The sequence below is a fragment of the Catenovulum agarivorans YM01 genome, from assembly GCF_000281085.1.
Lineage (GTDB): Bacteria > Pseudomonadota > Gammaproteobacteria > Enterobacterales > Alteromonadaceae > Catenovulum > Catenovulum agarivorans.
In genome coordinates this window covers 18284-39609 of record NZ_JH767524.1, presented here as the reverse complement: position 1 = coordinate 39609, position 21326 = coordinate 18284, and the positions used below count along the sequence as shown (strand labels likewise).

At 41.9% G+C, this 21326-nt stretch carries 23 protein-coding genes; 18 read left to right on the top strand and 5 right to left on the bottom strand.

The window, feature by feature from the left end; all coding sequences use genetic code 11:
• Positions 1-74 precede the first annotated feature (74 nt).
• A complete protein-coding gene (dusA, locus tag WSC_RS0106345; RefSeq protein WP_040394055.1) occupies positions 75-1067 on the top strand; it encodes a tRNA dihydrouridine(20/20a) synthase DusA in 993 nt (330 codons plus the stop codon).
• A gap of 77 nt (positions 1068-1144) precedes the next feature.
• On the opposite strand, the gene WSC_RS0106340 is transcribed toward dusA, so the two are convergent.
• From WSC_RS0106340 to WSC_RS0106320, 5 genes are all read right to left on the bottom strand, one after another.
• Entirely contained in the window at positions 1145-2560 is a 1416-nt protein-coding gene (locus WSC_RS0106340) for an FAD-dependent oxidoreductase (RefSeq protein ID WP_016955081.1), read from the bottom strand.
• A gap of 10 nt (positions 2561-2570) precedes the next feature.
• Complete coding sequence (gene gltB / locus WSC_RS0106335) at positions 2571-7037, bottom strand: glutamate synthase large subunit (RefSeq protein ID WP_016955080.1); 4467 nt, start codon at positions 7035-7037, stop codon at positions 2571-2573.
• A gap of 366 nt (positions 7038-7403) precedes the next feature.
• Positions 7404-8333 carry a GTP cyclohydrolase FolE2 gene (gene folE2 / locus WSC_RS0106330; protein ID WP_016955079.1) on the bottom strand — a complete coding sequence of 310 codons (930 nt, stop codon included), beginning with the start codon at positions 8331-8333 and terminating at the stop codon, positions 7404-7406.
• A gap of 183 nt (positions 8334-8516) precedes the next feature.
• On the bottom strand, positions 8517-10928 hold the full coding sequence (locus WSC_RS0106325; RefSeq protein ID WP_016955078.1) for a glycoside hydrolase family 2 TIM barrel-domain containing protein: 2412 nt from the start codon (positions 10926-10928) through the stop codon (positions 8517-8519).
• Positions 10929-11026: 98 nt separating this feature from the next.
• On the bottom strand, positions 11027-13261 hold the full coding sequence (locus tag WSC_RS0106320; RefSeq protein ID WP_016955077.1) for a GspE/PulE family protein: 2235 nt from the start codon (positions 13259-13261) through the stop codon (positions 11027-11029).
• Positions 13262-13648: 387 nt separating this feature from the next.
• Here WSC_RS0106320 and rpsJ point away from each other — a divergent pair, with 387 nt between their 5' ends.
• The 17 genes from rpsJ to rplF all read left to right on the top strand — a co-directional run bounded on the left by rpsJ (position 13649) and on the right by rplF (position 21317).
• Positions 13649-13960 (top strand): 30S ribosomal protein S10, encoded by a 312-nt coding sequence (rpsJ, locus tag WSC_RS0106315; protein WP_016955076.1) that lies wholly within the window; start codon positions 13649-13651, stop codon positions 13958-13960.
• Positions 13961-13990: 30 nt separating this feature from the next.
• Entirely contained in the window at positions 13991-14629 is a 639-nt protein-coding gene (gene rplC / locus WSC_RS0106310) for a 50S ribosomal protein L3 (protein ID WP_016955075.1), read from the top strand.
• A 17-nt stretch (positions 14630-14646) separates the two neighbouring features.
• Entirely contained in the window at positions 14647-15252 is a 606-nt protein-coding gene (rplD, locus tag WSC_RS0106305) for a 50S ribosomal protein L4 (RefSeq protein ID WP_016955074.1), read from the top strand.
• A complete protein-coding gene (rplW, locus tag WSC_RS0106300) occupies positions 15249-15554 on the top strand; it encodes a 50S ribosomal protein L23 (RefSeq protein ID WP_016955073.1) in 306 nt (101 codons plus the stop codon). The genes rplD and rplW overlap by 4 nt, the downstream gene beginning before the upstream one ends.
• Positions 15555-15570: 16 nt before the next feature.
• A complete protein-coding gene (gene rplB / locus WSC_RS0106295) occupies positions 15571-16395 on the top strand; it encodes a 50S ribosomal protein L2 (protein ID WP_016955072.1) in 825 nt (274 codons plus the stop codon).
• A 16-nt stretch (positions 16396-16411) separates the two neighbouring features.
• Positions 16412-16690 carry a 30S ribosomal protein S19 gene (rpsS, locus tag WSC_RS0106290; RefSeq protein WP_016955071.1) on the top strand — a complete coding sequence of 93 codons (279 nt, stop codon included), beginning with the start codon at positions 16412-16414 and terminating at the stop codon, positions 16688-16690.
• Between the two features lie 10 nt (positions 16691-16700).
• On the top strand, positions 16701-17042 hold the full coding sequence (gene rplV, locus WSC_RS0106285) for a 50S ribosomal protein L22 (RefSeq protein WP_016955070.1): 342 nt from the start codon (positions 16701-16703) through the stop codon (positions 17040-17042).
• 2 nt (positions 17043-17044) lie between these two features.
• Complete coding sequence (gene rpsC, locus WSC_RS0106280) at positions 17045-17764, top strand: 30S ribosomal protein S3 (RefSeq protein WP_016955069.1); 720 nt, start codon at positions 17045-17047, stop codon at positions 17762-17764.
• The gene (gene rplP, locus WSC_RS0106275; RefSeq protein ID WP_016955068.1) at positions 17764-18177 is read left to right on the top strand and encodes a 50S ribosomal protein L16; all 414 of its coding nucleotides are present in this window, start codon (positions 17764-17766) and stop codon (positions 18175-18177) included. The genes rpsC and rplP overlap by 1 nt, the downstream gene beginning before the upstream one ends.
• Entirely contained in the window at positions 18177-18368 is a 192-nt protein-coding gene (rpmC, locus tag WSC_RS0106270) for a 50S ribosomal protein L29 (protein ID WP_016955067.1), read from the top strand. Before rplP ends, rpmC begins: the two co-directional genes overlap by 1 nt.
• Positions 18368-18628, top strand: a complete 261-nt coding sequence (rpsQ, locus tag WSC_RS0106265; RefSeq protein ID WP_016955066.1) for a 30S ribosomal protein S17 — start codon at positions 18368-18370, stop codon at positions 18626-18628. Before rpmC ends, rpsQ begins: the two co-directional genes overlap by 1 nt.
• A 160-nt stretch (positions 18629-18788) precedes the next feature.
• Entirely contained in the window at positions 18789-19157 is a 369-nt protein-coding gene (gene rplN, locus WSC_RS0106260; protein ID WP_016955065.1) for a 50S ribosomal protein L14, read from the top strand.
• 9 nt (positions 19158-19166) lie between these two features.
• Positions 19167-19481: a 50S ribosomal protein L24 gene (rplX, locus tag WSC_RS0106255; protein WP_016955064.1), complete on the top strand. Its 315-nt coding sequence runs from the start codon at positions 19167-19169 to the stop codon at positions 19479-19481.
• Positions 19482-19500: 19 nt separating this feature from the next.
• Positions 19501-20037 (top strand): 50S ribosomal protein L5, encoded by a 537-nt coding sequence (rplE, locus tag WSC_RS0106250; protein ID WP_016955063.1) that lies wholly within the window; start codon positions 19501-19503, stop codon positions 20035-20037.
• A 10-nt stretch (positions 20038-20047) separates the two neighbouring features.
• On the top strand, positions 20048-20353 hold the full coding sequence (gene rpsN / locus WSC_RS0106245; RefSeq protein ID WP_016955062.1) for a 30S ribosomal protein S14: 306 nt from the start codon (positions 20048-20050) through the stop codon (positions 20351-20353).
• Between the two features lie 26 nt (positions 20354-20379).
• Positions 20380-20772 (top strand): 30S ribosomal protein S8, encoded by a 393-nt coding sequence (gene rpsH / locus WSC_RS0106240; RefSeq protein WP_016955061.1) that lies wholly within the window; start codon positions 20380-20382, stop codon positions 20770-20772.
• Between the two features lie 11 nt (positions 20773-20783).
• Positions 20784-21317 carry a 50S ribosomal protein L6 gene (rplF, locus tag WSC_RS0106235; RefSeq protein WP_016955060.1) on the top strand — a complete coding sequence of 178 codons (534 nt, stop codon included), beginning with the start codon at positions 20784-20786 and terminating at the stop codon, positions 21315-21317.
• Positions 21318-21326: the final 9 nt, after the last annotated feature.

Here is a 21326-nt window from a genome sequence, read left to right as displayed (position 1 = left end):
ATTCGACACAGTGGCTTAGCAAAAGGTATAATGCATTTTTTATTTCGCCTTTAGCTCCGCACAGTATTAATACCATGAAGTCTATCAAACCTGTAAACCACACATTCTCAGTCGCCCCTATGCTTGACTGGACTGACCGCCATTGCCGCTATTTCTACCGTGTTATGTCGCAACACGCTGTTTTATACACCGAAATGGTTACGACAGGCGCTATTTTATTTGGTAAAGGTGATTACATTAAATTTGATGATGCTGAGCACCCTGTGGTTTTGCAGCTTGGTGGTAGTGATGCCTCTGATATGACCAAATCTGCGATTAAAGCGCAAGAGTACGGTTATGATGAAATTAATATTAACGTCGGTTGTCCTTCAGACCGCGTGCAAAACGGTATGTTTGGCGCTTGTTTAATGGCTAAACCTGAGTTGGTTGCAGATTGTGTTAAAGCTATGCAGGCGGAAGTGGATATTCCAGTAACGGTTAAAACCCGTATTGGCATTGATGACAGCGACGATTATGCGTTTTTACAAAGCTTTGTTGAGCAAGTAGCTGATGCAGGTTGTGAACACTTTATTGTGCATGCGCGTAAAGCTTGGTTGCAAGGTTTAAGCCCTAAACAAAATCGTGAAGTGCCACCGTTAAATTATCCAAGAGTGTATCAGCTTAAGCAGGAATTCCCTGAGCTACAAATTAGCATTAATGGTGGTATCGAGACTTTTGAGCAGGTGGATGAGCACTTACAGCACATTGATGGTGTAATGTTAGGTCGAGCGGTTTATCAAAACCCGTATATGTTAGCTGAGCTTGACGCTAAGCTGTTTTCTTGTGAGCAGCCTATACTTTCACGTCGTCAAGTCGTTGAGGCAATGTATCCTTATATAGAGCGCGAAACGGCTGTTTCAGATACAGGTTATCAAACAACCGCTTGGCATATTGCAAGACATATGTTGGGTCTATTCAATGGTCAACCAAATGCGCGTATGTGGCGACGTTATTTAAGTGAAAATGCACGTAACTATCCGCATGGTATTGAGGTGTTTGAGGGTGCCTTTGCGGCTATGGAAGGGTAGTCAAACCTAAACTTCAAAGTTAACAAACAAAAAACCCAGCGTCAGCTGGGTTTTTTAATCGGTTTAAATTATTTAACTTAAACTTCTAAATAATCCAAAATACCTTCAGCAGCTTTACGGCCTTCGTCGATAGCAGTAACAACTAAGTCTGCACCACGAACCATATCACCACCAGCGAAGATTTTTTCATTGCTGGTTTGATATTTAAATTGACCGTCAGCAGGTGCTTTTACGCGATCCCACTGGTCAAGCTCTACACCGTAGTCAGCTAACCAAGGTGCTGGGTTAGGTTGGAAACCGAATGCAACAACTACAGCATCACATTCCATTACAAACTCTGAACCTTCAACTTTTTCTGCACGGCGACGACCGTTTGCATCTGGTGCACCCATTTGTGTGCGGACAAATTCAACACCAGTAGCTTTACCGTTAGCGTCAACTTTAATCGCTAAAGGTTGTACGTTAAATTCAAACTCAACACCTTCTTCACGTGCGTTTTGAACTTCACGACGTGAACCTGGCATGTTTTGCTCGTCACGACGGTATGCACAAGTTACTTTTTCCGCGTCTTGACGGATAGAAGTACGTACACAGTCCATAGCTGTATCACCACCACCTAAAACAACCACTTTTTTGCCTTTCATATCAATGAAATCTTCAGGTGATTTTTCTAAGCCGATTAAACGGTTGGTGTTTGAAATCAAGAATGGTAATGCATCAAATACACCTTCAGCGTCTTCATTTTCAAAGCCACCTTTCATGTATTTGTAAGTACCCATACCTAAAAATACTGCGTCGTATTGGTCAATCAATTCTTGGAATTGAACGTCTTTACCAACTTCAGTGTTTAGTACAAACTCGATACCCATTTCTTCGAAAATTTGACGACGTAAAGTAATAACGTCTTTTTCTAATTTGAATGCTGGAATACCAAAAGTTAATAGGCCACCAATTTCTTCGTATTTATCGAATACAACTGGTTTTACACCGTTACGTACTAATACGTCAGCTGCTGCTAAACCTGCAGGACCAGCACCAACAATGGCTACTTTTCTGTCAGTTTTAACAACGTTTGACATATCTGGACGCCAGCCTTGTTTGAAAGCTGTGTCAGTAATGTACTTTTCAATTGAACCTATAGTTACTGCACCGAATTCGTCGTTTAAGGTACAAGAACCTTCACATAAACGATCTTGTGGACATACACGGCCACATACTTCAGGCAAGCTATTGGTTTTGTGCGAAAGCTCTGCAGCTTCCCAAATACGACCTTGATTCGCTAAATCTAACCACTGTGGAATGTAGTTGTGTACCGGACATTTCCACTCACAGTATGGGTTACCACAGTCCAAGCAGCGATCTGCTTGGCCTGCTGCTTGTGAATCACTTAGTGGTTCGTAGATTTCTACGAACTCAATTTTACGCGTATCAATCGGCTTTTTGGGCGGATCAATACGTTCTACGTCCATAAATTGATATACGTTTTTGCTCATCACAATCTCCTTACTTGATCTCGACTCTTAGTTCATCAGAAGAACGACTGATGTGACCAAGTAAGTTATTAACATCATTTGCTTTAGGTTTAACCAACTTAAACTTAGGTAAGTAAGCGTTGAAGTTTTTCAGGATATCTCCTGCACGCTCACTGCCTGTTTCTTCAAAGTGTTGGTTAATTAAACCACGTAAGTGTTCTACTAGAATGCTCTTATCTTCGAATGAAGTCGCTTCTACTAACTCTTTATTTAATTTGCCAGCTAGGTCGTCTTTTTCGTCAAGAATGTAAGCGAAACCGCCTGTCATACCTGCACCAAAGTTAACGCCGATTGAGCCTAAGATAACCATGATACCACCAGTCATGTATTCACAACCGTTATCACCTGTACCTTCAACTACAGCTGTTGCACCTGAGTTACGTACACCGAAACGCTCACCCGCACGGCCTGCAGCAAATAATTTACCGCCAGTTGCACCGTATAAACAGGTGTTACCGATAATCGCACTTTCGTGAGATTTATAGCTTACGCCTTTTGGTGAACGTACTACTAGCTTACCGCCAGCCATACCTTTACCAACGTAGTCGTTTGCGTCGCCGGTTAAAATCATGTTTAAGCCGCCAGCATTCCATACACCAAAACTTTGACCAACAGTACCAGTTAAGTTAATAGTGATTGGTGCGCTTTGCATGCCAGTGTTGCCATGGTGTTTAGCAATTTCACCACTGACTAATGCACCGACAGAGCGGTCAGTATTTTGTACTGAGAAGCGGAATACACCACCTGATTTGTTTGCTACAGTGTCTTTAACTTCAGCTAACATTTTCAAGTTTAAAGCACCTTCATCGTACGGAGGGTTTTTCTTCTCAGTACAGTGACGCGCTGTTGCAGCTGATGGCTCGCAGTTGTACAACAAACCAGATAAGTCTAATTTTTGTTGTTTAACTGTTTGACCTTCAATTACTTCTAACAAGTCTGTGCGACCAATTAAGTCGTTAAACTTACGGATACCTAACTGTGCCATGATTTCACGTACTTCTTGCGCGATAAAGCGGAAGTAGTTTTCACACATGTCTGGTAAACCGTGGTAGTTGTTTGCACGTAATTTTTCGTCTTGAGTTGCAACACCAGTTGCACAGTTGTTTAAGTGACAAATACGTAAGTATTTACAGCCTAATACAACCATAGGGCCAGTACCAAAACCGAAGCTTTCTGCACCTAATAAGGCTGCTTTAACTACGTCTAAACCAGTTTTTAAACCACCGTCCGTTTGTAAACGAACTTTATGACGTAAGTTATTTTCAACAAGTGCTTGTTGAGTTTCAGCAACACCTAATTCCCAAGGCGAACCTGCATATTTAACTGAAGTTAATGGGCTTGCTGCTGTACCACCGTCGTAACCAGATACAGTAATTAAATCTGCATATGCTTTGGCTACACCAGTTGCGATAGTACCAACACCAGGCTCTGACACTAATTTAACAGAGATAAGTGCAGTTGGGTTTACTTGTTTTAAATCGAAAATTAGCTGAGCTAAATCTTCAATTGAATAAATATCGTGATGCGGTGGAGGCGAAATAAGGGTTACGCCCGGTACAGAGTAACGTAATGTTGCAATGTAAGGGTTAACTTTATCACCCGGTAACTGACCACCTTCACCTGGTTTAGCACCTTGAGCTACTTTAATTTGGATAATGCTAGCATTAACTAAGTAGTGTGGCGTTACACCGAAACGACCAGAAGCAACCTGTTTGATTTTTGAGTTGCGCTCTGTGCCATAACGTTTTGGATCTTCACCACCTTCACCTGAGTTTGAGTTACCGCCTAAACGGTTCATTGCAATTGCTAATGACTCATGTGCTTCAGGGCTTAATGCACCAATTGACATAGCCGCAGTGTCAAAACGTGGGAATAAGTTTTCCGCAGCTTCAACTTCGCTTACATCAATTGCTTGACCTGGTTTAACTTTAAACAAGTCGCGAATTGTTGATACAGGGCGCTCGTTTACAATTTTTGCAAACTCTAAATAGTCTGAGTATTCACCACTGCGAACCGCTGTATGTAATGTGTTCACTACATCAGGGTTATAAGTGTGGTATTCCTCGCCGTGTACAAACTTCAATAAACCACCGTGCGTCATTTTCTTGCGTGGTAACCATGCAATGCGCTCTAGGTTAATTAAGTCTTGTTGGAAATCACTGAATTCTGCACCTTGAATGCGGCTAGTGATACCACGGAAACAGGTTTCCATAACTTCATCGCTAATACCAATTGCTTCAAATAATTGCGACCAACGGTAACTAGCAATGGTAGAAATACCCATTTTCGACATGATTTTGAATAAACCTTTGCCGATGCCTTTGCGGTAGTTTGCAATTGCGGTACGAGCATCAATATTGATGGCTTTTTTGTCCGCTAATTGTTCAATTGTTTCGTATGCAAGGTAAGGGTAAACAGCAGTCGCACCTAAACCTATTAATACTGCAAAGTGATGTGGATCGCGTGCAGACGCAGTTTCAACAATTAGGTTACTGTCACAACGCACTTGGTTGTCTAATAAACCTTGTTGTAGTGCACCAACAGCCATTGCCGCTGGTACTGGTAATGTACCTTTAGCGATATCACGGTCTGACAAGATTACAATAACAACGTTACGCTCTTTAACTGCAGCTACTGCTTCAGCAACGATACGTTTAATAGCAGCTTGCAGATCTTCTTTCTGAGGATCATAGTTCAAGCTGAAAGTTTCAGTTGCGTAATGTGTATTGTCAGTCGCTTTTAATTGAACTAGGTCAGTATACATTAATACAGGCGATTCAAATAAAATACGATTTGCGTGGCTAGTGGTTTCACTAAATACGTTTTGTTCAACACCAATACAAGTTTGTAAACTCATTACATGGTTTTCACGCAATGGATCGATTGGTGGATTGGTTACCTGAGCAAACATTTGGCGGAAGTAGTCATATACTGTGCGGTGTTTACGCGACAATACAGCCATAGGGGTGTCATCACCCATAGAGCCAACTGCTTCTTGACCATTAATTGCTAATACTTTGACAACTTGATCGATTTCTTCATAGCTGTAGTTAAATAACTTATGGTAAACAGCTAGTTGTACATCGTCGTAGTCACGTTTACCCGCAAGTGAAGGATCACACTCTGAAGGTGGGGTTAAACGACGAACGTTTTCGTCCAACCATTCGCGGTACGGATGACGATCTTTTAAATCTTGGTCGATTTCATTGCTGCGCCATAATTGACCCGTTTTGGTGTCAACAGCCAACATTTCACCTGGACCTACGCGGCCTTTTTCAACTACTTCGTCAGGTGAATATTCCCAAATACCAACTTCAGACGCAAGCGTGATAAAGCGGTTAGTGGTGATAACGTAACGCGCAGGACGCAAACCATTTCTGTCAAGGTTACAAGCTACGTGGCGACCATTGGTTAAAACGATACCCGCTGGGCCGTCCCAAGGTTCCATGTGCATAGAGTTGAATTCATAAAATGATTTTAACTCTTGTGACATGTCAGGATTGTTTTGCCATGCTGGCGGCACTAATAAACGCATAGCGCGGAATAAGTCTAAACCACCGGCTAATAATAGCTCTAACATGTTATCTAATGACGATGAATCTGAACCTTCTGTATTTACATAAGGTGCAGCGTCTGTCATGTCAGGTAAAATAGGTGATGCAAACTTGCTAGTACGCGCAAGTGCCCACTGGCGGTTAGCTTTAATTGTGTTGATTTCACCATTATGCGCTAAGAAACGGAAAGGCTGTGCCAGTTTCCAGCGAGGTAATGTATTTGTCGAAAAGCGTTGGTGGAATACACAAATAGCTGATTGCATACGAAGATCTGCTAAATCTTCATAGAAAGCAGGCAAATCAGCAGGCATTACTAAGCCTTTATAAACAGTTACTAAGCCTGAAAGAGTTGCAATGTAGAAGTCTGCATCGTCAGTCATACGTTTTTCAATACGACGACGCGCAATGTATAAACGACGCTCTAAATCTATGTCTTTCCAACCATTAGGTGCATTACAGAAAATTTGCTCAAAACGTGGTAGTTGTGATGCAGCAATTTCACCTAAAGTTTCGTTGTTGGTAGGCATTACACGCCAGCCGACAATAGTCAGAGTTTCACGCTGAAGCTCTTCTTCAATTACTTTACGAGCAAATGCAGCTTTTTCTGCATCTTGGCTTAAAAATACTGTACCTACACCATAGTTAGTGGCGAGTTTCCAGTTATTCTCTTCAGCGATAGCTCTAAAGAAGGTGTCTGGCTTTTGCATTAACAAACCACAGCCATCACCTGTTTTACCGTCGGCAGCAATACCACCACGGTGTTTCATTCGATCTAACGCACCAATCGCAGTGCGAACCAATTTATGGCTCGCTTCACCGTCCATATGCGCGATTAGGCCAAATCCACAGTTATCTTTTGACTGGCTAGCGTCATATAGTTTCATTCAAAACCTCCGAGGCCCATGGGTTTCCGCGTACAACTTGCAATATTGTGTGTAAAGTTAATTACCACAAGATTGCGTGCGCATCGCTACCATGTATTTTCATTCAGTTAAATTTTCGACAGAACCTAATACGATAATGTTTTCTCGCATTAAAATCAATCTATTCGATCTTGCAATACTTGTCTCTCAACACGCCTTTGTGTCGATTTTAGTGATTATGTTGCCGCTTATTTCGGCTAAAATGTAGCTAACTTCGGTTAAAATGACGTTTGGCTAAAATGCCTCCGTTAAATCATTTTTTTGCAGTTGACTAATTTTAATTCAAATTCAATGAATAAACATTCATTAAATTTGAATATGTATATTCTAGTAGGCTCTATATCCGCCCGCTATTCCTTTGGTTGAAACACTCACAGCATCGTGCGCATGCAATGATTCGTAATGATTTACCCTGATCCAAAAATCTAGGTAACCCGCAACTTGATTTAACGTATGTTTTAAACGACGACCCGCATCTTCACAAAACATTAAGTTTTGCCCATTTAAACGTGCAAATTCTTGCTCATCTTCACGTTTAACTGCTGCTTGTACCGGCGTTTGTAACGCTTGTTCAACTGCATCAACTAAATCAATAATAGGGAATTCGGTCACTTCGTCTGCAAGTTTCACTTTAACCTCAGCGACACTGCGTTGGCTATGTGGGGTTGCGACTATACCTTCTGTTGTACCTAACCATTGTTTCACTTGTTTTGCATCTAGCGCACCTTCATCACCAAACTTATTCGCAAAAGCTTGTTGAATAAGTTGACGTGCAAGTGCTGCAGAGCAAGGACAGGTAGATGAGTATGGTACATCTACTTGCATTTCGGTAGTTATTTGACCATCAGCGAAGTAACCAATAATTGTAATAGGGTAGGCTTTCCAACCTTGTTTACCACTAATTAATGAACGACGACGCATATGGTAGTCAAATGTAAATTTAACAAAAGCTTTGTCGCTAAGCTCTTCGTGACTTTCAATAAAGTCATTTAGTAACTGAGCTAAACTTTCTTTAGTTAAACTACCTTCAGTTGACAGTTGATCCAGCAATAAATATAAACGCGACATGTGAATGCCTTTTGCTTTAGCCTGCGTTAGATTTACAAAAGCTTCAACTCGTGCACTGACTGCGCGCTCGTTTTCATCTTTTGCTGCAATCATTATTGGCACTTCAATTTCGCTCATGCCTACCCAATCTAATTCCCCTTCGTGTTGGGCTGCGGATTGGTTGGCGATGTCAGGCATAGAAGTTGGCATTCATACTCCAAATATAGCTGGTTAGATCATTACTCTGTTCAAAAAGGGCGCACTTTATACCATAAAAAGTGCGGTTTGGCTGCGGATTTTTAAAATTTAGCAGGAAGTGTAGTTTAACAATTAAACAAACGCGCAAAAACCACCAAGTGTTAGGGTTTTTGCGCTCAACTTAATCGATTTTTTCTATCGGTTTATTTTGATGCTAACTGAGTCACTGCGCAAGCCTGCAGCCGTTGCTGTGACTGTTATGTCTTCGCTACCAGCAAGTTTACTTTGAATGACTGCCACTAACTTACCTTGAAAGCTTTGACGAGTATTTGTTTGAAAACTTTCAGTTGATGTTGGGTTGGCATTACCAATGGCCATTAGCTTACCTGAGCCAGTTGTGGAAAATTTGATTTGTTGATCTTGGCTTAAGTGGTAAATCGGCACACCATTTTGGTCGAACAATTGCGCTTGTACATATACTAGTGAATGTCCATCAGCATTTATTGCTGTTTTCTCGGCAGACAATTTAATTGTATGCGCTTGTTTGTGGGTGGTTAAGCGTTTCTCTGACACTAACTCACCTTGTTGGTTATAACCGAGTGCAGTTAGATCGCCAGCTTGATAAGGCAGTTGAAAGTGGGCTTGATACTCGTCCCTTGCACTTATGGTTTTACTTGCAATTAATTGCCCATTTAAGTGTAAATCCACTTTAGCTAACCTGGTATAAACAGTGACTTCTAATGGTTTTGTGCCAGCATTTGGCCATGTCCAACTTGGGTGAATATCAGGGTAAGTCCACCATAAGATCCAGTCAGGGTTTGGTGTTGGCTCTAACCAAGGTTGTGGGCTTTTTACAAACACTTCTAGGCCATTGTGGTCGCTCTGCCATAAATAGTCTCGATAATAAGCAGCAGGTCTTTTATTGCCTAATGCATCAATGTCGCCACAATACGCCAGATGCCAAGGGTAGGGCGCTAAACCTTTCCATTCGGGTGCATAACCTGTCCAACCGATAGAAGCTTCACCTAGGTAGTCCCAGCCGGTCCAGACAAAGTCACCAATAATATAAGGGTGTTGTTCAACGAATTGCCAATATTCAAAAGCTCGTGCCGGGTAGGTTTCAGAGCCGTACATAACTCGGTTAGGCTGGCGCTGATGATCTTTTTGGTAAAACTTTTCTTGGTAGTTATAACCAACTATATCAAACTGATTAAGCAGTTTATCAGCCCAATCATCACTTACATTTGCGCCTATAGTGACAGGTCTTGTAGTGTCGAGTGTTGTCACTGCTTGGATAAGTTTTTGTGCTGTTGCGACACCCAAGTCATCAACCTGCTCAGGTATTTCGTTACCAATTGACCACATAATAATGCTTGGGTGGTTAATGTCTCGCTTGATAAAATTGCTCAGATCGCGCTGCCAATCATTGGCGAAGTGCGCTGAATAATCGTTTTTGTGATCCCACTTAGGTTTATTCCAACTATCGAATGATTCATTAATTACATATAAACCAATTTCATCTGCTGCAGCTAATAAAGAGGACGCAGGCGGGTTGTGTGACAAACGAATAGCATTGTAGCCAGCCTGTTTGATAATGGATAATTTGCGATATTCAGCATCAGGCCACGAAGCTGCGCCTAGCATGTAATGGTCGTGGTGAATGTTCATGCCTTTTAGCAATACAGGCTGGTCATTAATGAGTAGACCTTGAGTTGCACTATACTGAATCGAACGAAAACCAACTTTTTGTCGCAATTGCTGTTGTTGGCCATTGCTAAAAGTAACTGTCTGTTCAACTGTATATAGGTTAGGTGCTGCAGCTGACCATGTTTGAATACCTGCTAGTTGGTGTGATTGAGTTATTTGTGCCGTCTGCTGGTTAAATTCAGTTTGTTGATGCTGATATATTACTTTGCCGTTACTGGCGACAATTTGCGTATCCAACTGTGTGGCTTGGATATCTGCTTGGGTATTGGTTAGTTCTAGTGTTACTTTTAACTCAGCATTGTTGTTACTTAATAAAACCGCCTGATAGTGTTTAGCAAAAGGTGCAATATAGTTTTGTGGTAATTGCAGTAACTTAACCGGGCGGTATATCCCCGAACCAGAGTACCAGCGGCTATTAAGGTGTGGGTTATTTACTTTGACCGCAATTAGGTTTTTGCTTTGGTCTGAGTATAAATGTTCAGTGATGTCGATGTAAAAACCTGTATAACCATTGGCTTGTCCACCTACTTTTGTGCCATTTACATATATTTCCGACAGCATGTAGATGCCATCAAAATAAATAACTGTGCGACCACTTTTATTGGTGTTAACAAACTCTTTGCGATACCAAGCAATGCCACCAAGGGTATAACCCGTGTCGTACGCATCTAGTGAATCTGCTGAAAATGGACTGCTTGTGCCAGGTTGATCTTCAATTGAATAGTCATGTGGTAAATTTACTGTTCGCCAGCTATCTGTATCTAATTGAGGTGACTGGCCATTGTTAATGTCACCTCGATGGAATTGCCAAGCAAAATTAAATGAATCAAATTGTGTTTGTGCATTTACACTGTGAACTGATAGGGTCGCCAGTACAGCGGCAAGAATAAACCTAAGCATGCATACCTCATATGTTGGGTAAATTAATTTCACAAAAGGGTAAATGTTTACCCTTTTGTTTGCAAGCATCTTAGATTATTCATGCTCCATGGCTTGGGTTAATCTTCAGCTGCGGTTATTTTTTGCAGTTGTGCGAAGTCTGTATCGCCCTGTAACACTTTTATAATGCCGTCTTGCACTAATGTACGCATACCATCTTCAATACACTGGTGTTTCATTTCGGGAACAGATGCTTCTTTATATACCAGCTGTCGTAGTGCCGGTGTCATGCGGAGTAATTCGTGAATGCCGGTTCTACCTTTATAACCCGAGTGGGCACAATTATCGCAACCGCCAGCTTTGTATAATTTTAATTCAGCAGGATTAATCTCCAGCTCGTCAAAATGTTGTTCGCCATATTGACGACGTAAAAACTCTATTTCTACCGAATCGGGTTGATATTCAACTTTACACTCTTTGCACAAGGTTCTAATTAAACGCTGGGCTAAAATACCTAAACAGGCATCTGAGAAGTTGACTGGATCTAAACCTAAATCAAGTAGACGTGTAATGGTTTCAGGTGCCGAGTTGGTATGCAAAGTTGATAATACTAAGTGACCAGTTAGTGACGCTTCAACGCCAGCATGTGCGGTTTCTCTATCACGCATTTCACCTATTAAGATGATATCTGGATCGGCACGTAAAAATGCGCGCAGTGCGGTTTTAAAGTCGAAACCTATTTTGTTGTTCATTTGCACTTGCTGTAAGCCAGGTTGAGTGATCTCTACCGGATCTTCTGCTGTCCAAATTTTCTTATCAGGCGTATTTAGTTTGCCTAACACTGCATGCAAGGTGGTGGTTTTACCTGAGCCAGTTGGTCCAACAACTAATAATATCCCATGTGGGTGTTGAATAAGCTGCTCAAGCATTTGATGGTTGCGTTTAGATAGGTTAAGTGCGCCAAAGGGTAATGCGCCGCCAGAGGCTAAGATACGCATAACCACACCTTCACCAAATACGGTTGGTATAGTCGCAACCCGCACTTCAACTAAATTACCACTTATTTTCACCGCGAACTTACCATCTTGTGGTAGACGTTTTTCGGCTATGTCTAAACGCGCTAAAATTTTAATTCTTGCTATAGTCGCTGCGTGATGTGAATGTGGGATCTGAATAATTTCTTGGCAAACACCATCTATACGCATTCTTACTTTGGTTGGTGATTTACCTTTACCTGGGTCTATATGAATATCTGACGCCTCTAAGCGTTTGCCATCTTGTAGTACGCGGTTAACTAAACGCACAACTGCCGGCGCTTCTTCATTTGGACTGTCGTCGTCTGAAATGTCACCATCGTCGGTGGCATCTTCTATCTCATCTAAAATTTCCCCTAGCTCTGCTGAATTTTCGTCAGTTGAACCTGAGCCACCTATCAGTTTTAAAATATCATCAGGCAAAGCGACGCAAAGTTCGTAATTAATTAGACCTGTGGCACTTTCAACTTCAAGTAACAAAGTGGCATTGGTTGGTTGCGCCATCACTATAATAGGGTGCATTTCTGGGTTGGCTAAAATGACCACCAGATTTTTACGTTTGTACTGAGTATTTAAATGATTGTTGGCAGGGTGGGGTTGTAACGTTGTATTGGCGTTGATGTATTTAACTTGGTAATAAACTTCGAGTGATTTACCAATATCGGCATTTTGTAATTTTACATCTTCCAATAAACGGCGAATTAAATCTGAATAGTCTTTCGCTTGTTCTTCACAGGCGGTTAGTTGTTTTTGGCTAATAAGCTGTTCATGGATTAAATATTCAAAGGGAGCTTTAGTGCCACCAAGTTCATACCTAAACTTTTGCCCTAAAAATGACGCAAGCTCAAAAGCTTTTTCTTTATCAGTGTCGTCAAAACATTCTTTGTTAGTGACATTAATAAGCTGGAGTACACCCAATAACACATCGTTGGCAATAATAGGCACTACCAACATATTACGGGATTTAAAATTGGTTTGTTTGTCAAAACGAGAAGCAAATCTAAGTTTTGGGTGAATCAGTTGTAATTCGGCAACGTCGTAAGGGTCTTTAATAATAAGAGGCTCTTTACTAAAAGCCACATAACCAGAAATCGATTGAGGGCCAATCGGCACTCGGATTTCTTTTAATTCGTTGCCAGATTTATGCCGCGAGACTATGTCATAACTATTTTTATTTCTTTGGTAAACCGTCATACGCTCGCAATTAAATAAAACCAATATTTCCGACTCTAGTTTTGGCAGAATATCGGCGAAATGCGTGCTTTGGTGTATTTCACGTAATAAACGGGTGAGATTTTGATAAAAAAGATTATCGGGCATCGTAACTATAAATCCCTGAGTGCAGATTAACTTTGAGTATACCCCAGCAGCTTGAAATTGCGAGATTTTATCCAATGAGCTGACCAGCTAAATTGACTGGCCCACAACAATAAAAAATATAAAACAGCGTAATTTAAAGTTGCATTAGCCAAGAAAGTTTGTATAATTCGCGACCACCGTTTGTAGTGACTCGTTTTACTACTCAACACAACGGACATTTGCGTATCTTCTGAAGTAGCTGCCAAGGTAGTTAAACCAGATGGGCACAAATGGAGAAACAACGAATCCGATAGGGATTCAATAGTATGCCGAACACTCCCACACATAATTAATTTGTGCGTAGGGCGGTGTTTATTTATTTTGTTCTTTATTATTGGAGCTTGGTCAATGTCAAATCAAAGAATTCGCATTCGATTAAAAGCATTTGATCATCGTCTGATTGACCAATCAACGATGGAAATTGTTGAAACAGCTAAACGTACCGGCGCACAAGTGCGTGGTCCGATCCCTTTGCCAACTCGCAAAGAGAAATTCACTGTTTTGATCTCACCTCACGTTAACAAAGATGCTCGCGACCAGTACGAATTACGTACTCATAAGCGCATGCTAGACATTGTTGAGCCAACTGATAAAACAGTTGACGCATTGATGAGATTAGATTTGGCTGCTGGTGTTGATGTTCAAATCAGCCTTGGCTAACAGCAATTTGAAAGTTAAGAGGTTTTAAACATGGCTATTGGTTTAGTCGGACGTAAAGTAGGTATGACTCGCATCTTCACTGAAGATGGTGCTTCTGTACCTGTTACGGTCATCGAAGTTGAAGCCAACCGTGTCACTCAGGTTAAAACTGTCGATTCAGACGGTTACCGTGCACTTCAGGTTACCACAGGCGCGAAGAAAGCAAGTCGCGTAAATAAAGCACAAGCAGGTCACTTTGCTAAAGCAAATGTTGAAGCTGGTCGTGGTTTATGGGAATTCCGTCTAGAAGACGGCGAAGGCGAGGGCATCGAAGTTGGTTCAGAGATTAAAGTAGAACTTTTCTCTGAAGTTAAAAAAGTAGACGTTACTGGTACTTCTAAAGGTAAAGGTTTCGCGGGTGCAATCAAGCGTTGGAATTTCCACCGTCAAGATATGACTCACGGTAACTCACTTTCTCACCGTGCTCCTGGTTCAATTGGTCAAAACCAATCACCGGGTAAAGTATTCAAAGGTAAGAAAATGGCTGGCCACATGGGTGCTGAGCGTGTAACTACTCAGAACTTAGAAGTTGTTCGCGTTGACGCAGAACGTAACTTATTGTTAGTTAAAGGTGCTGTACCTGGTGCTAACAACGGTAACGTTATCGTTAAACCAGCGGTTAAAGCTTAATCTAGAGGAAACAGATGATGGAATTAGCATTAAAAGACGCATCTGGCGCGCTTGAAGTTTCTGACGCTACCTTTGGACGTGAGTTTAACGAAGCTTTAGTACACCAAGTTGTAGTTGCATACGCAGCAGCAGCTCGCCAAGGTTCGCGCAAACAAAAAACTCGTGCAGAAGTTACAGCTACAACTGCAAAACCTTTCCGCCAAAAAGGAACAGGTCGTGCACGTGCTGGTACTGTTAAGAGCCCAATCTGGCGCTCTGGTGGTGTAACTTTCGCTGCTCGTCCTCAGGACCACAGCCAAAAAGTTAACCGTAAAATGTACCGTGGCGCTATCCGCAGCATTTTATCTGAATTAGTTCGTCAAGAGCGTTTAGTTGTTGTAGAACAGTTCAATGTTGACTCTCCTAAAACTAAAGCATTAGTTGCTAAGTTAAACGAGTTAGAGTTAAACGACGTATTGATCGTTGCAGAAGAGATTGAAGAAAATTTATTCTTAGCTGCGCGTAACTTAATTAAAGTTGACGTACGTGATACTCAAGGTATCGACCCTGTTAGCTTAATTGCATTTGAGAAAGTGTTAATCACTGCAGCTGCGGTTAAGAAACTTGAGGAGGCGTTAGCATGATCAGTCAAGAACGTTGTCTAAAAGTCATTTTAGGTCCACACATCTCTGAAAAAGCAACAGTTACAGCTGAAACTCAAAATACAATCGTATTTAAAGTAGTTAAAGATGCAACTAAAGCAGAAGTAAAAGCTGCTGTAGAAGCTTTATTCGAAGACGTAAAAGTTGAAAGCGTAACAACTGTAAACGTGAAAGGTAAAACTAAACGTTTCGGTGCGCGTTTCGGTCGCCGTAGTGACTGGAAAAAAGCCTACGTTAAACTTGCTGAAGGTAGCGAGTTAGACTTCGTTGGCGGCGCTGAGTAACAGGAGGATATGACAAATGGCTATAGTTAAGTGTAAGCCTACTTCTCCGGGTCGTCGCCATGTAGTTAAAGTGGTAAACCCAGAGTTGCACAAAGGTGCACCATACGCTCCTTTGCTTGAAAAAAATTCAAAGTCTGGTGGTCGTAACAACAATGGTCGTATTACGGTACGTCACATTGGTGGTGGTCATAAAAATCACTACCGTGTTATCGACTTCAAACGTAACAAAGACGGTATCCCAGCTAAAGTTGAGCGTTTGGAATATGATCCAAACCGTAGCGCAAACATTGCGTTAGTACTTTATGCAGACGGTGAGCGTCGTTACATTCTTGCTCCTAAAGGCGTAAGTGCAGGTGATGAAATCGCTTCTGGTGTTGATGCACCAATCAAAGCGGGTAATACATTACCAATGCGTAACATCCCAGTTGGTACAACTGTTCACGCAGTTGAATTAAAACCAGGTAAGGGTGCGCAAATCGCACGTTCTGCTGGCGCATACGTACAAATCGTAGCGCGTGAAGGTGCATATGTAACTTTACGTTTACGTTCAGGTGAAATGCGTAAAGTATTAGCTGACTGCCGTGCAACTATCGGTGAAGTTGGTAATGCTGAACACATGTTACGTCAATTGGGTAAAGCTGGTGCAAAACGCTGGCGTGGTGTGCGACCTACAGTTCGTGGTGTTGCAATGAACCCGGTTGATCACCCACACGGTGGTGGTGAAGGTCGTACTTCTGGTGGCCGTCATCCAGTATCACCTTGGGGTACACCTACTAAAGGTTACAAAACTCGTAAGAACAAGCGTACTGATAAATACATCGTACGTCGTCGTAATAAATAATTTGTGAGGAAACACCATGCCACGTTCTCTCAAGAAAGGTCCATTTATTGACCTACACTTGTTGAAGAAGGTTGAAACTGCGGTGGAAAGCGGGAACAAGAAACCTATCAAAACTTGGTCTCGTCGCTCAATGATCATTCCTGATATGATCGGATTGACCATCGCTGTTCACAATGGCCGTCAACATGTTCCAGTCTTTGTTACTGATGAAATGATCGGTCACAAATTGGGTGAATTTGCACCAACTCGTACTTATCGCGGCCACGCTGCTGATAAAAAAGCGAAGAAGAAGTAAGGGGTGAATGATGCAAGTTTTAGCTAAACACAAATTTGCCCGCCTTTCTCCGCAGAAAGGTCGTTTGGTTGCAGATCAAGTGCGCGGTTTGCCTGTAGCACAAGCATTAGACTTATTGACTTTCAGCCCTAAAAAAGGCGCTGACTTAATCAAGAAAGTTTTGATGTCTGCTATTGCTAACGCAGAGCACAACGAAGGTGCTGATATTGATGAATTATTCGTAGGCAAAATCTTTGTAGATGAAGGCCCGGTAATGAAACGTATCAAACCACGTGCTAAAGGCCGTGCTGACCGTATCATCAAGCGTACTAGCCACATCACTGTGGTTGTAGCGGATAAGCAAGGAGAATAATTATGGGTCAGAAAGTACATCCTACCGGTATTCGCCTTGGTATCACTAAACCATGGAGTGCTACTTGGTACGCCGGTTCTCAAGAATTTGCTAGCACGTTAAATAGCGATTTCCAAGTACGTAAGTACTTAACTGAAGAATTGAAAAAAGCTTCAGTTTCACGCATCGTTATTGAGCGTCCAGCTAAGAGTATTCGTGTGACTATTCACACTGCTCGTCCTGGTATCGTAATTGGTAAAAAAGGCGAAGACGTAGAAAAATTACGCGTTAAAGTTGCTCAATTAGCAGGTGTACCTGCTCAGATCAACATTAGCGAAGTTCGTAAGCCTGAATTAGATGCTCAGTTAGTAGCTGAAGGCATCGCAAGCCAATTAGAGCGTCGTGTTATGTTCCGTCGTGCTATGAAGCGCGCTGTACAAAACGCAATGCGCATTGGTGCTAAAGGTATCAAAGTTGAAGTAAGCGGCCGTTTAGGCGGTGCTGAAATCGCACGTTCTGAATGGTATCGTGAAGGTCGTGTACCTCTACATACTTTACGTGCTGACATTGACTACGCAACAGCGGAAGCTTTAACAACTTACGGTATCATCGGTGTTAAAGTTTGGATCTTCAAAGGCGAAGTATTAGGTGGTTTACCACTAGCTAACGCACAAGTTGAAGAGCCTAAGAAAAACGAGCGTAAGCCAAAAGGCAAATCTCGTAAGCCGCAAGGAGATCGTTAATGTTACAGCCAAAAAGAACCAAGTTTCGCAAGCAGTTTAAATTGCGTAACCGCGGTGCTGCCACTAGCGGTAACAAAGTAAGCTTCGGTACATTTGGTTTAAAAGCAACTGAGCGTGGTCGTATGACTGCTCGCCAAATCGAAGCTGCACGTCGTGCGATGACTCGTCACGTTAAGCGTCAAGGTAAAATCTGGATCCGTGTATTCCCAGACAAGCCAATTACTAAAAAGCCGCTTGAAGTACGTATGGGTAAAGGTAAAGGTAGTGTTGAATACTGGGTATGCCAAATTCAGCCAGGTCGTATGTTATACGAAATGGAAGGTGTTCCAGAGAGTTTGGCACGTGAAGCTTTTGCTTTAGCAGCAGCTAAGTTGCCATTTAAAACAACCTTTGTAACTCGGACGGTAATGTAATGAACGCGAACGAATTAAAAGACAAATCAGTAGAAGAGTTAAAAGCTGAACTTTTAGAATTATTACGTGAGCAATTTAACTTACGTATGCAAAAGTCTACAGGTCAACTTTCGCAAACTCATTTAATGAAGCAAGTTCGTCGTAATATTGCACGTGTAAAAACTGTGTTAAATAGCAAGGCAGGTGCGTAATGAGCGAATCTAGTATCCGTACGCTTCAAGGGCGTGTAATTAGTGATAAAATGGACAAGTCTATCGTTGTAGCGATTGAGCGTTTTGTTAAACACCCAATCTACGGTAAATTTATCCGTCGTACGACTAAAATTCACGCACATGATGAGTCAAACTCATGTGGCCAAGGTGATGTAGTGACTATTCGCGAATGTCGTCCAATTTCTAAGACTAAATCTTGGACTTTGGTAGATATCGTAGAAAAAGCACAAAAAGCTTAATAATTACCTTAGCTTAGAACAAAATTGAAAATGGCCGGTACCTTTTTGGTTCCGGTCATTTTTTTATCTATGATTTTTAAAAACTTGTGGTATAATGCCGCGCCCTTAAGGCAGCCAGGCCTAAAAGTGGGTGTTTTTTTTAATAGAAGCGGAGCACGAAATGATCCAAATGCAAACAATGCTAGGTGTTGCTGATAACAGCGGCGCTCGTAGCGTTCAATGTATCAAGGTTCTAGGTGGATCGCACCGCCGTTACGCAGGTGTAGGCGACATCATTAAAGTTACTGTGAAGGAAGCAAATCCTCGCGGTAAAGTTAAGAAAGGTGACGTATACAACGCGGTGGTCGTTCGCACCAGAAAAGGCGTTCGTCGTCCAGACGGTTCTTTGATCCGTTTTGATGGTAATGCTGCAGTACTTTTAAATACACAGCATGCGCCAATCGGTACACGTATCTTTGGTCCAGTAACGCGTGAACTACGTACAGAAAAGTTCATGAAAATCGTTTCTCTGGCGCCAGAGGTTCTATAGGAGCTTATTATGGCAGCAAAGATTCGTAGTAATGACCAAGTCATTGTAATCGCTGGTAAAGATAAAGGTAAAACTGGTAAAGTTTTATCTGTTTCAACAGGCGATGATAAAATAGTTGTTGAAGGTATCAACATGGTTAAGAAAGCTGTTCGTCCTAACCCGAATACGGGTGAACAAGGCGGATTAGTTGACCGTGAGGCACCTTTACATGTTTCTAATGTGGCGATCTTCAACCCAGCAACGGGTAAAGCAGATCGTGTAGGTTTTCGTGTAGAAGACGAGAAGAAAGTTCGTTTCTTCAAATCTAATAACGAATTAATCTAATTTTGTTTGGAGTATAACGATGGCGAAACTGCATGATTTTTATAAAGATACAGTTGTTGCTGAATTGACCAAACAGTTCAGTTACAAAAGTATCATGCAAGTCCCTCGGATCGAAAAGATCACCCTAAATATGGGTGTGGGCGAAGCGATTGCAGACAAAAAAGCTTTAGAATTTGCAGTAGCTGATTTAACAGCTATCGCAGGTCAAAAGCCAGTTGTATGTAAAGCTCGTAAGTCTGTAGCAGGCTTTAAAATCCGTGAAGGGTATCCAATTGGTTGTAAAGTAACTCTACGTGGCGAGCGTATGTGGGAATTCTTAGAGCGTTTAATTTCCATTTCAATTCCACGTATCCGTGACTTCCGTGGTTTACCGTCTAAATTAGATGGTCGCGGTAATTATAGCATGGGTGTACGCGAGCAAATTATCTTCCCAGAAATCGACTTTGATAAAGTTGATAAAGTACGCGGTATGGATATTACTATCACTACTACTGCGGGTTCTGACGAGGAAGGTCGTGCGTTGCTGGCTGCCTTTAACTTCCCGTTTAAGAAATAGGTGTAGAGTTATGGCTAAACAATCAATGAAAGCACGTGAAGCAAAACGTGCAAACTTAGTTGCAAAATATGCTGACAAACGTGCAGCATTAAAAGCGACAATTAGCGACGTAAACGTAACTGAAGAAGAGCGTTGGGCTGCAGTTTTAGAATTGCAAAGCTTACCTCGTGATTCATCTCGTGCACGTCAGCGTAATCGCTGTAACGTAACTGGTCGTCCGCATGGTTATTTACGTAAATTCGGCTTAAGCCGTATTAAATTACGTGAAGCTTGCATGCGTGGTGAAATCCCTGGACTTAGAAAAGCAAGCTGGTAAGCGGCTACAGACTGGAGTAACGAATTATGAGCATGCAAGATCCAATCGCGGATATGTTCACCCGCATTCGTAATGGTCAAGCTGCACGTAAAGTGGCTGTGACTATGCCTTCTTCAAAACTTAAAGTGTCTATCGCTGAAGTTTTAAAAGCAGAAGGTTTTATCGAAAATTATGCGGTAACTGGTGACGTGAAAAAAGAACTTGAAGTCACGTTAAAGTATTTCAATGGCAAAGAAGTAATCGAGTCTATTTCTCGTGTTAGCCGCCCAGGTCTTCGTATTTATAAGAAGGCTAATGACCTACCTAAAGTTATGGGTGGTTTGGGTGTAGCTATCGTATCTACTTCTAAAGGCATCATGTCAGATCGTGCAGCGCGTAAAGCGGGCATGGGTGGCGAAGTCATCGGTTACGTAGCGTAAGGAGAAATATTATGTCTCGAGTAGGTAAGTCTCCTATCGCTATCCCTGCAGGCGTTGAAGTAAAGATTGCAGGACAAGACGTAACAGTTAAAGGCGCTAACGGTCAATTAGTATTGAACGTTAACCCAGCTGTTGAAGTTGTTGTTGAAGAGAATGTTTTACGCACTTTGCCTCGTGAAGGTATTGAAGGTGCACAAGCTCAAACTGGTACTGCACGTGCTGTGTTAAATAACATGGTTACTGGTGTTAGCAAAGGTTTTGAGCGTAAGTTACAGTTAATCGGTGTTGGTTACCGTGCTGCAGCTAAAGGTAAAACTTTAAACTTAACATTAGGTTTCTCTCACCCAGTTGACTATGAAGTGCCAGAAGGCATTACAGTTGAAACCCCTAGCCAAACTGAAATTTTGGTTAAAGGTGCTGATAAGCAATTGGTTGGTCAAGTAGCGGCTAACATCCGTGGTTACCGTCCACCAGAGCCTTATAAAGGTAAAGGTGTACGTTACGCTGATGAAGTTGTTCTACGTAAAGAAGCTAAGAAAAAGTAGGGTAATACG

What these genes read in the sequence shown, in the direction of transcription:
- dusA (WP_040394055.1), top strand. Translation starts at nt 75, where the DNA reads ATGAAGTCTATCAAACCTGTAAACCACACATTCTCAGTCGCCCCTATG.
- rplW (WP_016955073.1), top strand. Translation starts at nt 15,249, where the DNA reads ATGATCAGTCAAGAACGTTGTCTAAAAGTCATTTTAGGTCCACACATC.
- WSC_RS0106320 (WP_016955077.1), bottom strand. Translation starts at nt 13,261, where the DNA reads ATGCCCGATAATCTTTTTTATCAAAATCTCACCCGTTTATTACGTGAA.
- rplN (WP_016955065.1), top strand. Translation starts at nt 18,789, where the DNA reads ATGATCCAAATGCAAACAATGCTAGGTGTTGCTGATAACAGCGGCGCT.
- rpsQ (WP_016955066.1), top strand. Translation starts at nt 18,368, where the DNA reads ATGAGCGAATCTAGTATCCGTACGCTTCAAGGGCGTGTAATTAGTGAT.
- rpsN (WP_016955062.1), top strand. Translation starts at nt 20,048, where the DNA reads ATGGCTAAACAATCAATGAAAGCACGTGAAGCAAAACGTGCAAACTTA.
- folE2 (WP_016955079.1), bottom strand. Translation starts at nt 8,333, where the DNA reads ATGCCAACTTCTATGCCTGACATCGCCAACCAATCCGCAGCCCAACAC.
- rplX (WP_016955064.1), top strand. Translation starts at nt 19,167, where the DNA reads ATGGCAGCAAAGATTCGTAGTAATGACCAAGTCATTGTAATCGCTGGT.
- rpmC (WP_016955067.1), top strand. Translation starts at nt 18,177, where the DNA reads ATGAACGCGAACGAATTAAAAGACAAATCAGTAGAAGAGTTAAAAGCT.
- rpsJ (WP_016955076.1), top strand. Translation starts at nt 13,649, where the DNA reads ATGTCAAATCAAAGAATTCGCATTCGATTAAAAGCATTTGATCATCGT.
- rplV (WP_016955070.1), top strand. Translation starts at nt 16,701, where the DNA reads ATGCAAGTTTTAGCTAAACACAAATTTGCCCGCCTTTCTCCGCAGAAA.
- rplE (WP_016955063.1), top strand. Translation starts at nt 19,501, where the DNA reads ATGGCGAAACTGCATGATTTTTATAAAGATACAGTTGTTGCTGAATTG.
- rplC (WP_016955075.1), top strand. Translation starts at nt 13,991, where the DNA reads ATGGCTATTGGTTTAGTCGGACGTAAAGTAGGTATGACTCGCATCTTC.
- rpsH (WP_016955061.1), top strand. Translation starts at nt 20,380, where the DNA reads ATGAGCATGCAAGATCCAATCGCGGATATGTTCACCCGCATTCGTAAT.
- gltB (WP_016955080.1), bottom strand. Translation starts at nt 7,037, where the DNA reads ATGAAACTATATGACGCTAGCCAGTCAAAAGATAACTGTGGATTTGGC.
- rplB (WP_016955072.1), top strand. Translation starts at nt 15,571, where the DNA reads ATGGCTATAGTTAAGTGTAAGCCTACTTCTCCGGGTCGTCGCCATGTA.
- WSC_RS0106340 (WP_016955081.1), bottom strand. Translation starts at nt 2,560, where the DNA reads ATGAGCAAAAACGTATATCAATTTATGGACGTAGAACGTATTGATCCG.
- rplP (WP_016955068.1), top strand. Translation starts at nt 17,764, where the DNA reads ATGTTACAGCCAAAAAGAACCAAGTTTCGCAAGCAGTTTAAATTGCGT.
- rpsC (WP_016955069.1), top strand. Translation starts at nt 17,045, where the DNA reads ATGGGTCAGAAAGTACATCCTACCGGTATTCGCCTTGGTATCACTAAA.
- rplD (WP_016955074.1), top strand. Translation starts at nt 14,647, where the DNA reads ATGGAATTAGCATTAAAAGACGCATCTGGCGCGCTTGAAGTTTCTGAC.
- WSC_RS0106325 (WP_016955078.1), bottom strand. Translation starts at nt 10,928, where the DNA reads ATGCTTAGGTTTATTCTTGCCGCTGTACTGGCGACCCTATCAGTTCAC.
- rpsS (WP_016955071.1), top strand. Translation starts at nt 16,412, where the DNA reads ATGCCACGTTCTCTCAAGAAAGGTCCATTTATTGACCTACACTTGTTG.
- rplF (WP_016955060.1), top strand. Translation starts at nt 20,784, where the DNA reads ATGTCTCGAGTAGGTAAGTCTCCTATCGCTATCCCTGCAGGCGTTGAA.